Source organism: Modicisalibacter muralis (assembly GCF_900102945.1).
Taxonomy (GTDB): Bacteria; Pseudomonadota; Gammaproteobacteria; order Pseudomonadales; family Halomonadaceae; genus Modicisalibacter; species Modicisalibacter muralis.
The window spans coordinates 68961-84971 of sequence record NZ_FNGI01000002.1 but is presented as its reverse complement, the minus strand read 5'-3'; the positions used below and the strand labels follow the sequence as shown (position 1 = coordinate 84971).

The 16011-nt window shown below is 62.1% G+C and carries 14 protein-coding genes; 9 read left to right on the top strand and 5 right to left on the bottom strand.

Annotated features, from left to right (window positions below):
- Positions 1 to 46 precede the first annotated feature (46 nt).
- The 4 genes from BLR92_RS04975 to BLR92_RS04960 all read right to left on the bottom strand — a co-directional run bounded on the left by BLR92_RS04975 (position 47) and on the right by BLR92_RS04960 (position 2971).
- Positions 47 to 727 (bottom strand): hypothetical protein, encoded by a 681-nt coding sequence (locus BLR92_RS04975; protein WP_139171572.1) that lies wholly within the window; start codon positions 725 to 727, stop codon positions 47 to 49.
- A gap of 20 nt (positions 728 to 747) precedes the next feature.
- Positions 748 to 1887 (bottom strand): FAD-dependent oxidoreductase, encoded by a 1140-nt coding sequence (locus BLR92_RS04970; RefSeq protein WP_089726166.1) that lies wholly within the window; start codon positions 1885 to 1887, stop codon positions 748 to 750.
- A gap of 113 nt (positions 1888 to 2000) precedes the next feature.
- On the bottom strand, positions 2001 to 2348 hold the full coding sequence (locus tag BLR92_RS04965) for a GFA family protein (protein ID WP_089726164.1): 348 nt from the start codon (positions 2346 to 2348) through the stop codon (positions 2001 to 2003).
- Between the two features lie 35 nt (positions 2349 to 2383).
- Positions 2384 to 2971: a YdeI/OmpD-associated family protein gene (locus BLR92_RS04960; protein WP_089726163.1), complete on the bottom strand. Its 588-nt coding sequence runs from the start codon at positions 2969 to 2971 to the stop codon at positions 2384 to 2386.
- A gap of 195 nt (positions 2972 to 3166) precedes the next feature.
- Here BLR92_RS04960 and BLR92_RS04955 point away from each other — a divergent pair, with 195 nt between their 5' ends.
- The 6 genes from BLR92_RS04955 to BLR92_RS04925 all read left to right on the top strand — a co-directional run bounded on the left by BLR92_RS04955 (position 3167) and on the right by BLR92_RS04925 (position 9885).
- The gene (locus BLR92_RS04955; protein WP_089726161.1) at positions 3167 to 4642 is read left to right on the top strand and encodes an NfeD family protein; all 1476 of its coding nucleotides are present in this window, start codon (positions 3167 to 3169) and stop codon (positions 4640 to 4642) included.
- 25 nt (positions 4643 to 4667) lie between these two features.
- Positions 4668 to 5516 carry a slipin family protein gene (locus BLR92_RS04950; protein WP_089726159.1) on the top strand — a complete coding sequence of 283 codons (849 nt, stop codon included), beginning with the start codon at positions 4668 to 4670 and terminating at the stop codon, positions 5514 to 5516.
- A 266-nt stretch (positions 5517 to 5782) separates the two neighbouring features.
- Entirely contained in the window at positions 5783 to 6724 is a 942-nt protein-coding gene (locus tag BLR92_RS04945) for a DMT family transporter (protein ID WP_245704075.1), read from the top strand.
- A 339-nt stretch (positions 6725 to 7063) separates the two neighbouring features.
- A complete protein-coding gene (locus tag BLR92_RS04935; protein ID WP_089726153.1) occupies positions 7064 to 8557 on the top strand; it encodes a SulP family inorganic anion transporter in 1494 nt (497 codons plus the stop codon).
- 87 nt (positions 8558 to 8644) lie between these two features.
- Positions 8645 to 9499, top strand: coding sequence for a universal stress protein (locus BLR92_RS04930; protein ID WP_089726150.1), 855 nt, complete (start codon positions 8645 to 8647; stop codon positions 9497 to 9499).
- 23 nt (positions 9500 to 9522) lie between these two features.
- Complete coding sequence (locus BLR92_RS04925; RefSeq protein WP_089726148.1) at positions 9523 to 9885, top strand: RidA family protein; 363 nt, start codon at positions 9523 to 9525, stop codon at positions 9883 to 9885.
- On the opposite strand, the gene BLR92_RS04920 is transcribed toward BLR92_RS04925, so the two are convergent.
- Positions 9882 to 10484, bottom strand: a complete 603-nt coding sequence (locus BLR92_RS04920; protein WP_089726146.1) for a hypothetical protein — start codon at positions 10482 to 10484, stop codon at positions 9882 to 9884. The two genes, BLR92_RS04925 and BLR92_RS04920, sit on opposite strands and share 4 nt — an antisense overlap.
- A 208-nt stretch (positions 10485 to 10692) precedes the next feature.
- Here BLR92_RS04920 and BLR92_RS04915 point away from each other — a divergent pair, with 208 nt between their 5' ends.
- From BLR92_RS04915 to BLR92_RS04905, 3 genes are read left to right on the top strand one after another with little or no spacing between them, the layout of a single operon-like run.
- Positions 10693 to 12867 carry a type VI secretion system Vgr family protein gene (locus BLR92_RS04915; RefSeq protein ID WP_089726142.1) on the top strand — a complete coding sequence of 725 codons (2175 nt, stop codon included), beginning with the start codon at positions 10693 to 10695 and terminating at the stop codon, positions 12865 to 12867.
- Positions 12864 to 13409, top strand: a complete 546-nt coding sequence (locus BLR92_RS04910; RefSeq protein ID WP_089726140.1) for a DUF4123 domain-containing protein — start codon at positions 12864 to 12866, stop codon at positions 13407 to 13409. Before BLR92_RS04915 ends, BLR92_RS04910 begins: the two co-directional genes overlap by 4 nt.
- Entirely contained in the window at positions 13406 to 16006 is a 2601-nt protein-coding gene (locus BLR92_RS04905) for a toxin VasX (protein ID WP_089726138.1), read from the top strand. The genes BLR92_RS04910 and BLR92_RS04905 overlap by 4 nt, the downstream gene beginning before the upstream one ends.
- The last annotated feature ends 5 nt before the right edge of the window (positions 16007 to 16011 follow it).

Here is a 16011-nt window from a genome sequence, read left to right as displayed (position 1 = left end):
GTGCGTCTCGTGCTTCATTCCGTTCGGCTATTTATTCAGCAATTCCTTAGGGCAGGTCGTTGTGGCGGGTTATAGGGGTCGCCGCATCGATGAACTGCAATTCTTCGGCCACGGGAACCAGTCGAGCAAAGACCTGCTGCCGGGATAATGGCGGTGCTTTCGGCGGATCGTAAACGTTGGGGTTGGTGCCGAATACCAGGACATCCATCGCATAACAGGTTTCGGCATGCACGGCGCGGTAACTGCGCACCAGGAGATAATGGCTCATACCGGCGTCACCGGCCTTGAACGTGGTAAACGCAACGCCGTCGATCATCGTCTCTTCCACGCTGCCTGGGCGTACTGATGCCGGAATCTCTTTGCAGGTGCGGATAGCAACTGGGTCGCGGCTGGCACCAATCCGCAGTTCACCCGCAGTGACTCGGTTGGAGGCCGGCATGACCAAAGCCATGAGCGGTTTTCCCGGCGGGGAGTCGGGGCCGGTGTAGGTTTTCCAACGGCCATTGGTGAAATAGCTCTTGCGGAAGCCCTGCCGTAACTCGAGATCGGCCGGATAACGAACGCGGATATCGTACGCCGTGCTGGTAATGGTTTTCCAATCTTCGGGGGCCGCTCGGCTTCCTGAGCTTGGCGTGTCGCCGGCGCGGCCGGTTTCAGCTTGCAGGCTGCAACCGGCAAACATGGCGAGGACCAGGCCGGCCAAAATCCAGTAAGCGAGGATACGCATCATCTTCTCCTCCGCTATCGTCATAACGGTTTCTTTAGATCCTTGATGAGCGGGGCGAGCATCTGCTCCATGCTGAAGAACCTCAAGAGGCGATCTCTCCCGTGAGCCAGGACGCGCGACTTGATGAACATCAATCGTGCGAGTCGGCGCGACTGGTCCTGTGCCGCCTCCACCCGGCCGCGGCGGCGCTTCACGTAGAGGTCGAGCGCGTTCGTCAAGTACGTCGAGTTGGTGCGGGACAGTTCGTCGGCCAGCACGGCGGCCGATTCCAGGGCCATCGATGCGCCGATACCGGCGGTCGGCAAGAACGCAGCCGCGGCGTCGCCGACCAGAGCCACGCGGCGATCCACCCACGCGGGCGCACGGACGTCGGTCATCCGCCATAGAAACAATGGTTCGGTATCGGCGGGCAGGCCGGCAAGATAGTCGTCGACCGCAACACCGAACGGGGTGAGTAGCGTCGCCAGCCGATCAGCGCGACCGTCGGGTTCGTCTGGCCGGAGCCTCTCGATCGGCGCGCCGACGATGATGCACACCTGCTCACGGCAGGGGTATATTCCCAGGAAGCTTGCGGCGCCCCAGTGCTCGGTCGTTTCGCCGCTGGCGACGAGGCGCGAGTCGCCCCACCAGACGAAACAGCCCCATCCCGTGTCGTTCTCCGGGAGTCGGCCGAACAGCAGCTGGCGGATGCGTGAATGGATGCCGTCGGCGCCGATCACCAGGTCGAAGGTCTCCTGCGTCCCGTCACTGAGCCGGACCTCGACGTGATCGTCGGCCTGCGACAGCGTGTCGATGCTGAGGCCGTGACGCACCTCGGTGTCGCCGAGCGCTTGATCGAGGAGTTCGATGAGATCGGCGCGAGGGATGATGCCCAGGTGGCCGAAACGGCTGATGGCCGACGGTATCTCCGACGAGGTGATCAGGCGGCCCCGGTCGTCCCTAGCCGTGTAGCGCACCATGGGCTCGCTCTTGGCGACGAAGGCGTCATGGATGCCGAGCGCATGGAAGACCCGGCTTCCGTGCGGCCATAGGGCGAGGCCATAACCGGGATCGGCCGCTCCGGCCCGCCGATCGACAACGACGGGTGACTTGCCTTGGCGCTCGAGCAATGCCGCCAGTGTGAGTCCGGCGATGCCCCCTCCGACGATCAGCACGCGCATTTCGTTACTTCGCTGGGATGTGCTCCGATCGCTCACAAGGCCTCTCTTGTCGGTGCTCGATTCGTTGTCATTCGTGGGCGAATGCCGGCTGCAGTTCCCCGTTGGGCAGCGCCTTATAGACTGCGTCCATCGACTTGTTTTACATCGAGTCCCGACCTGTCGAGCTCTGGTAAACAGCGGACATTTATAGCGGCCATCGAAGCACCGGTGCGGTCCTCGCCAAAGCCGAACGGGGCGCATCCGCAAGTGCGACAAAAGTGATGATTGATGACGTGTTTATTGAACGTATAAGTGGAGAGTTCATCTTCAGGAGTGAGAAGCCGCAGCTTCTCCCGCGGCACGAACCACAGCAGATAGCCTTTCCGACTGCAGTGGGAACAATTGCATTCCATGACCTGCTCGGGGTCACCCTCGACTTCAAACGAGATGCGGCCACAATGACAACTGCCTTTATGGGTCATTCGCGTTCTCCATGGCAAACTTTATGGCAACTGGTTTATCTATCATGCAATCCCTTCCCATCGAGAATTCTCGATATGCACTTCTCGATCCTTGATGCCCGGGTCCTGGATTGCTTGGCGCCAGAAAAATGGAGGATGTATCCTCTTTGTCGTCCCAGTGTCAGTGCTTCGAAAGAAGTTTTAAAAGAAGGGTCTCTGTTTAACTTTTCCTGAAGTTCTTCGGGAATTTCAAGTTCGTGTTTCTCTTTGAAATCCACTTTCAAGCCAGTTTTCTCTATTTCAATGGCTTCATGGATATACGCCTTCAAGCTGGTTTCCATCTCACTTATTTCGCCGGCCTCTGTGAAGCGAATTTGGCGCATCGCCTGTGAATGTTCCCCAGGCTTGACGAGAACCCCATCGGGATCATTCAACAGGGCGCCCTTGAAAAAACCAAGCGCACAGTATTCTTTCAGCCCATATATCATGGCTACATTGTTTTTCTGAAACGTGTAGCACAATTTGCCCCACTTCACTTCTTCGGTCAGTTGGCAGTCAAGAGCAATCGCTCTCAACGCCTTCCTTTCTTCTTGCCAACTGGGTTTGTTTAAAAGTGCATCAACCTTTGGGTTCATGCTATTCATTTATCGATACCCCTCATGGTCGATTGCAAGCCTTGGGCAAGTGTCTATGAGCTTCATTGCTTTTGATGTGCAGTGTAGACACTCATGTCCGCTAACGCCTGAATCAAGCCGAGCCGCTGGCGACCCGGGCCGACACGGTGACAAAGTGGGCATTCGACTACAGTAACAACAGCCCTTTCGTTATTGGAGGTTGTCATGCAGGCACCTGGGCCTCGCGCGCTGAATCCGGCGTTGTCGCTGCTGAGTCTGTTGTTGGCTCTGGGACTTGCGATGTTGGCGATGGCTCAGGAGGAGCCCACCCAAGGCGGCTCTCGTCAGGCACTGGTGTTGACCATCGACAGCGCCATCGGCCCGGCCACCAGCGACTACTTTCAGCGCGGAATTGAAATGGCCGAGGAGCGAGCCGCCGAAGTGCTGATTCTGCGACTCGATACGCCCGGCGGGCTGGATGCTTCGATGCGCGACATGATCCAGGCGATGCTTGCTTCCGAGGTGCCGGTGGTGATTTATGTCGCGCCCGCCGGGGCGCGAGCCGCCAGCGCCGGCACCTACCTGCTGTATGCCAGCCATGTGGCGGCGATGGCGCCGGCCACGCATCTGGGTTCGGCGACGCCGGTGCAAATCGGCGGATTGCCGGGAACGGGTGGCGAAGAGCCGGCCGATGACGATTCGGCGAATGGCGCGGGTAATGCGAACGAGCAAAGTGGCGAGAGTGGCGGAAGTGGTGAGAGCGCAGAAAGCGGCGAGCCTAGTGAAGATGCCAAACGGCGTGGCGAGACGGCCATGCAGCGCAAGGTGCTGGAAGACGCCGTGGCGACGATTCGCAGCCTGGCGCAGCGCCATGGCCGTAACGCCGAGTGGGCCGAACGCGCGGTGCGCGAGGCGGTCAACCTCACCGCCCGCGAGGCGCTCGAGCGCAATGTCATCGAGGTGATGGCAACGGGTATCGATGACTTACTGACGCAGATCGATGGCCAGACGGTGGTAATGGCCGATGGCCAGCGCCAACTGGCTACCGCCGATCTGATCGTCGAGCGTTTCGATCCTGATTGGCGTACCGAGCTTCTGTCGGTCATCACCAACCCCAACGTGGCCTATCTGCTGATGATCGTCGGCTTCTACGGTCTGGTCTTCGAACTGATCAGCCCAGGCGCCATCGTCCCCGGCGTGGTCGGTGGCATTTGCCTGTTGCTGGCGCTGTACGCTTTTCAGGTGTTGCCGGTCAGCTATGCAGGCCTGGCATTGGTGCTGCTGGGATTGGGGTTGATTATCGGCGAAGCGCTGATGCCCAGCTTCGGCATTCTCGGTTTCGGCGGTATCGTCGCCTTCGTTTTCGGCTCGGTGATCCTGATGGACGACAATCAATTGGCAGTATCGCTGCCGCTGATCGGTGGCGTGGCCCTGGTGGCCTCCGGTTTCATGCTGTGGGTGGTCATGCGTTTCATGAAACTGCGCCGGCGCCGTGCGCGTATCGGTCAGGAAGAGATGCTCGGCGCCGTGGCCATCGCGCTGCACGACTTCACCGACAATGGCCATGTGCAGTTGCATGGCGAACGCTGGAATGCGCGCGCATCGACGCCGGTGAGTCAGGGTCAACGACTCAGGGTGGTCTCCGTCGATGGGCTTACCGTCGAGGTGACGCCAGCCGATTCCCCGCCAGCGGCGTGCTGATCGTCGCGACTCAAGGAGGTTCATCATGTTGATTTCCTATCTCGTCCCGGTGGTGCTGGTACTGCTGCTGATCGCCGCGTCGATTCGCATCCTGCCGGAGTACAAGCGCGGCGTGGTGTTCTTTCTCGGGCGCTTTCAGGCGGTCAAGGGGCCGGGCCTGGTGATCGTCATTCCGCTGATTCAGAAGATGGAGGTGGTCGATCTGCGGGTGATTACCATGGACGTGCCGGAGCAGGACGTAATCTCCAAGGACAACGTCACCGTGCGTGTCAACGCGGTGCTGTATTTTCGCGTCGTCGACGCCGAGAAGGCGATCATTCAGGTCGAGCATTTCGTTACCGCGACCAGCCAGCTAGCGCAGACCACGCTGCGCTCGGTGCTTGGCAAGCACGACCTCGATGAAATGCTCTCCGAGCGTGACAAGCTCAACAGCGATATTCAGGAGATCATCGACAGCTCGGCGGAGTCGTGGGGCATCAAGGTCGCCAACGTCGAGATCAAGCACGTCGATCTCGATGACAGCATGATCCGTGCGATTGCCCGACAGGCGGAGGCCGAGCGTGAACGGCGCGCCAAGGTGATTCACGCCGAGGGCGAGCTGCAGGCCTCGAAAAAACTCGTCGAGGCGGCCAACGTCATGTCCGAGAATTCGGCGGCACTGCAGTTGCGCTACCTGCAGACCCTTAGTGACATGAGCAACAAGAATGCCTCGACCATCGTCTTCCCGCTGCCGATGGACATCATGGAAGCCTTCAAGTCGATGAGCAAAGGGCCGGGCCTGGCTAGGCCCACCGCACCGCAGGATGGGCACGACGATCCGTCAAGCCGGTCGCAGCGCAACGAACAGGGTGGCGATGGCACCGATTTGGGCTAGCCGCACCAGCCAGGCAATCGCAGATGACTCCCGGCAGCCCATTTGCCGGGGCCTGTCCAGCGGCAGGTCTTCACAAGGGCGCTGTAAACCCGTCCGTGGGCGCTACTTTTGCCGTCCATGGCAAAAGACCCTTGCTTCGACCTGCCCCTGGCCTCCCTTCCATACCCCGCTGCGATAGCCCTGCCGCGCCAGCGCAGCGACTTGCCTCGACGCGGCAAAGCGGTCAGTCTGATTGACCGACCGGACAGCCCGATAGAGAGCCAGCCTTGTCTTTTTCCTCGCTTTCCTTGCGTCAGAAGGGCCTGTTGATGACTGCGGCGGGCCCGCTGATCATTTCCCCCGATGCGCTGCTGATCAAGCTGATCGGCATGCCTGACAGTCAGGTGCTGTTTTGGCGCGGGCTGCTCGTTGCACTGGGCTTCCTGGCCATCGTGTTGCTGCGTAACGGTCGCCACACGGTCGAGGCATTTCGTCGCTGCGGTGGCACCGGCATGGGGGTGGCACTGCTGTTCACTTGTTCGATCCTTGGCTTCGTGCTCGGTAACCAGTACACCAAGGGCGGCAATGTGCTGATGATTCTGGCTGGTGCGCCGCTGATCGCCGCCTTGCTATCCCGCGTTTTCCTGCATGAGCGCTTGCCGCCGCTGACCTGGATAGCCATCGCGCTATGCCTGATCGGCACTTCGCTGATCGTCTTCGACGATGCCGGGCCCGGTTCCTGGGTAGGCAATGGCTTTGCCTTGCTGGCGGCGGTATCGCTGGCCGGCAATTTCACGCTGTGCCGCACGCGTCCGGGTGTCGACATGAGCCCGATGCCGGCATTCTCGGGGCTGATTGTGGCGACACTGGCGCTGCTGTTCTCGCTCCCGTCAGGCGGCATTGCGTTGCCCGATGCAAGCCAAGCCGGCTGGTTGGTGCTGCTGTGCCTGGTGCTGCTGCCGCTGGGCTTTACCCTGATTCAGCGCGGGCCGCTGTACCTGCCCGCCGCCGAGGTCGGCCTGTTGCTGTTGCTGGAAACCGTGACCGGCACGCTGTGGGTATGGTGGGTGCTGGGCGAGCGCCCCTCGACGCTGGCCTTTGTCGGCGGCGCGCTGGTGCTGGGTACCTTGCTGGCCAAGGGGCTGATCGATCTGCATTTCGAGCGCAGCCGACGGGGTGCCGCCCGACGGGATGCCGCCCAAGATGAACCGGGCGCGCGAAACTGCTAGAATGCGCGGCTTCCGAATAATCCAGTCTCCGCAAACGGACCGAATCACGCCCCATGCCTGTGACCATGACTGCCTGCAGTCCGCCCTAGGGCTCGATCCTTCTAATCTCCTGCGTGTTCGCGCGCCGGTGTCATGAGCCCGTCCTGTCGCTCATCGTCACCGTATCGTTGATTCCGATTTTTGCCGTAATCCAGCAGCGTCACGGCCATGTAACCACCGGTCATGGCCGTGGCCTGCGCTCTACAATCCCGCCGTTCGTCACGGATAATATGCATCGAGGCGTCTCGCCGCTCGATGGGCAGATCACCGTGGGCGTGCGGCAATGCAGTGGAACCGAGAATGATTCGATCCATCCGACAAAGTTGGTTTTCCAATATCAAGAACGATTCACTGGCCGGCATCGTGGTCGCCCTGGCGTTGATCCCCGAGGCGATCGCGTTCTCGATCATTGCCGGGGTCGACCCCAAGGTTGGCCTCTATGCCTCTTTCTGTATCGCCGTGGTGATCGCCTTTGCAGGAGGGCGGCCGGGGATGATCTCGGCAGCCACCGGCGCCATGGCGCTGCTGATGGTCACATTGGTTCGCGATCACGGCCTCGAATACCTGCTCGCCGCCACGCTGCTGACCGGCGTGTTGCAGATCGTCGCCGGCTACCTGCGTTTGGGCGAACTGATGCGCTTCGTCTCGCGCTCGGTGGTCACCGGCTTCGTCAATGCGCTGGCGATCTTGATCTTCATGGCGCAGTTGCCTGAGTTGACCAATGTTACCTGGCATGTCTATGCGATGACCGCCGCCGGCCTCGCCATCATCTACCTGTTTCCGCTGCTGCCCAGAGTCGGCAGGGCGGTGCCGTCGCCGCTGATATGCATTGTCGTGTTGACCATCGTCTACCTGGTCTCGGGCATGGATATCCGCACCGTCGGCGACATGGGCGAATTGCCCGATACGCTGCCGATATTCCTATGGCCGGATGTGCCGCTGACGCTGGAAACGTTGTCGATCATCTTCCCTTACGCGTTGATGCTAAGCGTAGTCGGCTTGCTGGAATCGATGATGACCGCGACCATCGTCGATGAGCTGACCGACACGCCCAGCGACAAGAATCGTGAATGCCGGGGGCAGGGCATCGCCAATATCGGTGCCGGCCTGTTCGGCGGCATGGCCGGTTGCGCGATGATCGGCCAGTCGGTGATCAACGTGAAATCCGGTGGGCGTACCCGGCTTTCGACACTGACCGCCGGGGTGGTATTGCTGTTGATGGTGGTATTTCTGAGCGATTGGGTATCGCAAATTCCCATGGCCGCGCTGGTCGCGGTGATGATCATGGTTTCCATCGGCACCTTCAGTTGGGAGTCGCTGCGCGATCTCAACAGGCACCCGCTGAGTAGTAATATCGTCATGGTCGCTACCGTGGCGGTCGTGGTCGCGACACATAACCTGGCGATTGGCGTGTTCGTCGGCGTTCTGCTGTCGTCGTTGTTCTTTGCCAATAAGGTTGGTCGAATACTCCATATCGACAGCGAGATGAGCGTCGACGGCCGCACCCGTGAATACCGGATTGTGGGGCAGGTGTTCTTCACCTCGGCGGAGCGTTTCACCGACGCCTTCGATTTCAAGGAGACCGTCGAGCGAGTTCGCATCGACCTGTCACGCGCGCATTTTTGGGATATCACCGCCGTCGGCGCGCTGGACAAGGTGGTGATCAAGTTCCGCCGCGAGGGCACTGAGGTCGAGATTATCGGACTGAACGAGGCTAGCGCGACCATCGTCGATCGCTTCGCCATCCACGATAAGCCCGATGCTATCGAAAAACTGATGGGCGGCGGCCACTGAACGTCATGCGAGTTGCCCACCGGTGCTATTCTCATGAGCGCCGCTATGAGTTAGAACGTTGAAAAGCGCCAACAAAAGGATGCCGACATGAGCGACCACGTAATGGCCTGTATCGATGGCTCCGGCCATGCCATGGCGGTCTGTGATTATGCCGCATGGATCAGCCAGCGGCTCGATGCACCGTTGACTTTCCTGCATGTGCTCGACAATCATCCGCCGCCGGACGAAGGCAATCTTTCGGGCAACATTGGCCTGGGCAGCCGCGAGCATCTACTCGAAGAACTGGCGATGCTCGACGAGCGTCGCGCCAAGCTCGCCCAGGAGCAGGGGCGGGTGATGCTCGAAGCGGCGCGCGAGCGCGCCATCGGCGATGGCATCGCGGAGCCGCATGTTCGCCAGCGCAACGGTGAGCTGGTCGAAACGCTATCCGAGCTCGAGAGCGAAACGCGCTTGCTGGTGCTCGGCAAGCGTGGCGAGTCGGCGCACCTGGCCAGCGAGCATCTCGGCTCCAATCTCGAGCGAGTGGCGCGCGCCTTGCACCGGCCGATACTGATGGTACCGGAAACGTTTAGTGCTCCCGAGCGGGTGGCGATCGCTTTCGACGGCAGCAAGACCATGCGCAAGGCTATCGAAACGCTAGCCGCGAGCCCGTTGTTCGAGCGTATCGCCTGTCATGTGGTGATGGTCGGCGCCGACGTTGCCGATCTTCGAAGCCAAAGCGACTGGGCCGTGGATACCCTCAACAATGCCGGTTTCGAGGCACACGGGGCGGTACGCAACGGCGACGTCGAAACCACGCTGCATGACTACTGCCGGGAGCATGCCATCGACCTGTTGGTGATGGGCGCCTACGGTCACTCGAGGATTCGTCGCCTGCTGGTTGGCAGTACTACCACTGCCATGCTGCGTAGCGCCGACATTCCATTATTATTGTTGCGTTAACCCCCATACCATTGAGGAACCGCATGACCATTCAACGTCACGACACCCAGGCCCGCATGAGCCGCGCCGTCATTCATAACGGTGCAGCCTACCTGTGTGGCCAAGTGGCCGGCCCCGAGGCCCGCCAGGGCGATATCACCGAACAGACCCACAGCACGCTGGCCCGTGTCGATGGCCTGCTCGAAGAGATCGGCTCCGATCGCGAGCACCTGCTTTCGGCGACCATCTACCTGAAGAACGGCGAGGATTTCGCCGCCATGAATGCGGTGTGGGATGCCTGGGTGCCGCAGGGCCACGCGCCGGCGCGGACCTGTATCATCGCGCCGATGCCCGCCGATGAGTTGAAAGTGGAAGTTACCGTCACCGCAGCGGTAAAAGGGCGCTAAGCGTCGTCTGTGTGAACCCTTGGTTGCGGTTGATAGCGCAGGAAGGCTTTCAACCGCTCCTCATCCGCCTCGCCGACGCGGCATAACTGATCGGCGATTTCCGCGTATTGGCGCAGTACGGGCTCGATCAGCCGCAGGCGTGGGTCGTCGCCCTTGGCGTCGTCGGCTTCAACCGCCAGCCATTCGAACAATTGCCCAAGACGCTGGTAATTGGGATCGCCGCGCCCAGTATTGCCGCGCAGCGCATCGATCGCCAGGCAGCGCTGCACGCTGCGCTTGTTAGGATCGAGGCTGTCCTTGTCGAGCAGTCGCTCGGCCTGATGCACGAAGCGCTCCATCAATTGCGCGACTTCCATGCCGCGCTGTTCGCGCCGCTGGGCATCGAGACTCGCCAGCAAGGCACGTTGTTGGGCGCCTTGGTTGGCCACCAGCACGATCAGCAGAATCAGCAGCCCCATGGCGATAACCAGTGCCAGCGCATAAAGGCTCAGCGGTACCAGCATGGCAACCGGTAGCGGCCAGCCAAGGTCACTAGCCACGATACCGAGTGCGGCCAGTGCCAGTGTCGCCAGCACCACCAAAACGATCGCTGCTCTCACGTATTTCTCCAGGTCGGCAGGGGAGCGACGGGTCACTATGTCGCTTACTTGCTATCGGCCGATGGTGGGAAACATTTAGGTTCTTCGCGTCCTAACGAGCACTATCCACTTTGTAAGATATTTCCTACACAACTTTAATCGATTGGCTATTTCCACCCCGACGCGGTTCACGTAGCGTCCCTTGTTTGCCCATCCCCAAGGAACGCTCATGGCCCGCTCGACCGGTCTGCAGTTCACGCTAACGCCCGCCAACGATGACGCGGCCGACCTGGCGGTGGTCGACTTCGAGGGCACGGAGAGCCTGTCGGCGCCGTTCAAGCTGCGCGTGGCCTTCGCCAGCCGTCGCCATGACCTGTCGCCGGGCGACTGGCTCGACCGCGAGGTGGGCCTGACGGTGTGGCAGGACGGCGTGGCGCTGCGCCGCTTTCACGGCATCGTCGCCGAGTTCGCCCAGGGCGATCGCGGCCATCGCCGCACGCATTACTCGATTATCGTGCGCCCGGCGCTGTGGCGGTTGTCGCTCAGGCACAACTCACGCATCTTCCAGCGCGTCTCGCCGCAGACCATCATCAATACCCTGCTCGCCGAGCGCGGCATCCGCGAGGTGGCCTTTGCGCTCAGCCGTGAGCCGGCCGAGCGCGAGTACTGCGTGCAGTACCGCGAGACGGATCTGGCCTTTATCGAGCGCCTCGCCGCCGAGGAAGGCTGGTGCTACTTTTACGAGCGCATCGCGCCTGCGGGTGAAACCGCAGAGGGCAGTTCATCGGATGCCGAGAACGACACGAACGCTCCGCGCCTGGTGTTCGCCGACGACCCGCGGGCCTTTGCCAGCCTCGGCGCCAGGCCCTATCACGGCCGCGCCGGAGGCACGGCTCCCAAGCGGCATATCCGCCGCCTGCGCCAGACCGCGCGGGTGGGTCCCGCGTCGGTGACGCTCAAGGACTATTCGTTCAAGCAGCCCGCCTATTCCCAGCTACACGAAGCCATCCATCAACCCCGGGCCGACGGGCCGGAGGCACACGCCCAACCGGTCGGCTCTCCCCACCATTATGAACACTACGACTACCCCGGGCGCTACAAGGCCGATGCCTCGGGCCGGGCGTTTACCCAAGCCCGCCTGGAGCATCTGCGCGCCAATGCGCTGAGCGTGGCGGCCCAAAGCGACCTGCCCGAGCTGCTGCCCGGGGCGCGATTCACCCTCACCGGGCACGACAACGCCGCGCTCAATCGCGACTGGCAGCTCGTCACGGTGGTGCACGACGGCCAACAGCCCCAGGCGCTGGAAGAAGACGCCGTGGGCGATAGCCTGCAGGGGCAGGCAGGCTTAGAAGCCATGACCCGCTACGCCAATACACTGACGCTGATCCCCGCCGACCAGGCCTGGCGCCCCGAGCCCAATCCGCACCCCCGCGTCGACGGTCCGCAGGTCGCCATGGTGGTCGGCCCCGAGGGCGAGGAGATCCACTGCGACGAACACGGCCGGGTCAAGGTGCGGTTTCCGTGGGATCGCTATGCCCAAGGCGATGACACCAGTAGCGCCTGGCTGCGGGTATCCCAAGGCTGGGCGGGTGGCGGCTATGGCGCGATGGCGATCCCGCGCATCGGCCACGAAGTGATCGTCAGTTTCCTCGAAGGCGACCCCGACCAGCCGCTGATCACCGGGCGCACCTATCACGCGGTGAATACCCCGCCGTATGCACTCCCCGAGCACAAGACGCGCACCGTGATTCGTACCCAGACCCACCAGGGCGAGGGCTTCAACGAACTGCGCTTCGAAGACCAGCACGACCGCGAACAGATCTGGCTGCACGCCCAGAAGGACCTGGAACTGCTGACCGGCAACGACCGCACCGAGGAAATCCGCCGCGACAGCCACCTGGCGATCCAGCGCGACCGGATCAGCGAGCTCGACCGCGACGAGCACCTCACGATCCACGGCGAGCGCCGCGAGAAGGTCGACGCCAGCCAGAGCCTGACCGTCGATGGCAGTTTGCACCTCAAGGCCGGCCAGGCCTGGCTCAGCGAGTCCGGGCGCGAACTGCACATCAAGGCCGGCCAGCAGGTCGTGCTCGAGGCCGGGCAGGGCATGACCCTCGACGCCGGTGGCAGCTTTCTCACCGTCAACGGCAGCGGCGTGGCAATGGCCGGCCCCAGCGTCAAACTCAATGCCGGCGGCAGCCCCGGTTCGGGGAGTGGTCAGAGTGCGCAGGAACCGCTATTGCCGGGGCATGTAATTCCCGAAGTTAGCGAGGATGTGACGCTGGAACCCCCGGCAGGGCTACTCAAGCAGCAATATGTGTTGCACGAGGCGGCTAACAAGGGCGAAGGCATCTGTGAGCTTTGCGAAGCGGCCAAGCCGAATGGGACGGAGCCGGGACGATGACAACCGAGCTCCATCACTACGTTCTTATTGACGGCGCCTTGAATCCCAATGCCTTGCCATTGCTCTACGCACCGAATATGGCTGGCACAGTCGTGCCTATCCTCGCCGGCACGCCTCATGCACCACTGAGCGCTTCGGGACCGTTACTGGCGAGTGTGGGGCCAGACAGCCAAATCGCCGAGCGCTGGCAATCCGGGCAAGTGCCTTTTCGTCATGCCTGGTGGCTGTCGAGCGCTCATGCCATCGATGAGCTTGCCGTGCTTTGGCGACGGCGCCTGTTAATGAGCGCCCCCTCGAACCGCCGCGTCTGGCTACGTTTCGCCGATGCCCGGGTTATTGCTCGTGGGTTTGAACTCCATGCACTTCCTTCGGGCTTCTGGCGGGGCACGACGACGTTCCAGTTGCCGGGACAGGCGATGTGCAGCCCGATTGACACCGATGCCAATGAAGCATTAGACGAACAAGTCGATACCCTTTTTCGCTTGGACGAGCGCCAACTGAACGCATTAGCGGCGGTCCCATCATTTCAGGAGAACGCATGAGCCCCGTGCAATGTCCATTGCTGGCCGCGATTATCCCGGTGCGCTACGCCATTGGCTGCGAAGAAGCGGCCAGCGAGTTTCTGGCGGGATTGCCACTGCCCGAACTCAGTGGCCGGTGTATCAGCGAGTCGGCGGCACAAGACGAACAAGCCCTGGCCTATGTCGCACGCCCCCTGCGCGATGGCTGGTGTTATGTGTGGCTAGGCGCCCAACAGCGCCTCGTCGAATATCAGGTATCCCAGGGCGCGCTCGAGGAAACCTCACGCGGCGGCCCGGTCGTAATGCCCGGCGGCGGCCCGTATCTGTTTCTCCCTGCTGGAGAAACGGCGATGCTGGCCTGGTCGCCAGTGCGCTGGAGCGACGCGCACTACGCTGAGTTGCAAGGCAACGCCAGCCAACGCGATGCGCTGATGCGGCCCATCACTCCCGGGCAGGGCCCGGCCAGTGGTCCCCTGGAATGGGCCACGCAGGTACCGGAACTGGTCGGAGCGGACAATGCCACCTTCGCCTGGAGCAGCGAGCCCCACGGCGACCTGCCGCGCTGGGAAGCGCTGATGCCGCAACTGACCCAGGCGGAAATCCAGGCCGTGGCGGTCGTCGACGATCCCTGGGGCGTGGTCATCGAGCTGGCCTATCTCTACCGGCGCGGGTTGGCCCAACGCGAAGACTGGTTCGCCAAGGAGGGCGAGGAGCGCATTCTGGCCCAACACATCATGGCGCTGGCCAAACAGAATCGCGAATTCTGGGCGGAAATACCCAGCCTGGCGGATTACTCGCGAATCGAGGAAGCCGCCAAACGTTACGACGCCGACATCGCGGAGCTGCAATCACGCCTCGCTGGGCTCGTTGCCGATTGGCAGCGTTGGATGGAAACGCTATGGACTCAAGGCGACGTTGCCAGCCTGGCGGCGGCCCAGGCGCATTTCGATCCAGCGCTGGCCGAGCATCACGACGCCATGGAAACCTTGTGGACCGCTACCTTGCTCGGCCCCACCCAGAGCCAGCAGGGCGTGGCACTCGTCGAACGGCTGATGAACCCCGAACAAGGCCCGCAGAGCGACACGACCTGGCATTCGCTATGGACCGTGGTGCTAAGTAGCGGTCAGCAGCTAACGCCTTCCGATGTGTCGCGAATGCTGATAGCGGGCGATCTCGCAATGGAAAGCGACTGGCAGGGCTGGGCCAACAGCCTCAACCAGCTCTCGGCCAATCTCGGCCAGGGCGTCGTCGCGTTTCGCGAAGGGCTATTCATCGCCCTCGGCCCGGTGGTCGGCCCCTTGCTCAAGCAGCACGGGGCAACGTCGGTCCACAATACGTTAGTGGCCGGCTACTTCGCCGCCGCGCTGGCTCGCGGCGGGCAACGCTTGAGCGCCGAGGCGGTACCGGCCCGGCAAATGCTTGACTGGCTCAACGAACCCGCCGCTCGTGCCGCCGGCGCACCGCCCTCACTGAGCCAGTTGCGCCCGGACCTGCTGCCCGAGCTGGAGGGCAAGCGCATTATGACATTGCGCCTGGCTGCCAACGATGCCGCCCCGGCGCGAGGCAATCCGTACGTCGACGCCCTGGACAGTGCTGGATTGAAAATCCTAATACTGGGAGTAAACATTGGGATATTGGTGAAGGCCGACGAGAATATCGACGAAAAAGGCTGGTCAGTGAAAACGGGCACATCGTTTTTCTCCAGCCTATTGGGCACCGCTAGCGTGGTCGGCGCGATTAGCCAGCAGATGCTGGAACTGAACGCCGAAAAGATTCAAATGACCGAGGGCATGTCGAAAATGTGGAAAAGCCGTTATGGCTTTTTCCTGATAGCTGGACAGGCCACGAATTTCGCGCTCGGCGCGGCCACCGCCTTCGATACTATTTACTTCGGCAAGCAGGCTCTGGATAGCCTGGCCAAGGGCGATGGCGATTCCGCCGCCATCCAGGCCGGCATGAGTGCCGCCAGCGCCGGGCAAGCCGCGCTCGCGGCGCGCGCTTTCTGGCTCTACCGCCAAGCCCGCGCCGCCCTGGCCATGAGAGAGGCCGCCCAGGCCGCGGCACTGGCCAGCCGCGCCGGCACGCCGGGGCTGATGCTCTCTCTGGTGTTGCTGGTGGTGGGCGGCGCGATCAGCCTGCAATTCACCCGCGAGACGCCCCTGCAACAGTGGCTGCGCAATACCCGCTTCGGCAACAATCCCGCTGCCTGGGCCGGCGACCTCCAGAAGGAGCTCGATAAGCTGTTCCACCTGATCTATGCGCCGCGCCTACGCCTGGAGCGTCGTGACACCTGGAACCATGCCCTGAACACCCGCTACCAGTCGGTGTGGCTGCTGGTCGAGTTCCCCGGCGCCACGCCGCCGTTCCCCGGCATGTTCACCTTCCAGGCGAAGGCGCATTGGAGCGCCGGCTGGTTTGGTGACGAAGCTCGTGACGTGGTGATCACCGAAAAGGAGCTGGAGCTGGATATCGGCGGCCAGCATGCCAATGGCCCGGTGTATCGGCGCATCTACCACGAGGGCCGTGAGGACGAATCGCTAAGCCGCCTGAGCGGTACCTTATACTACCGACCACGTCCCGGGCTGACCCTGTCACCCATTGAGATCATCATCGACTGATTGCC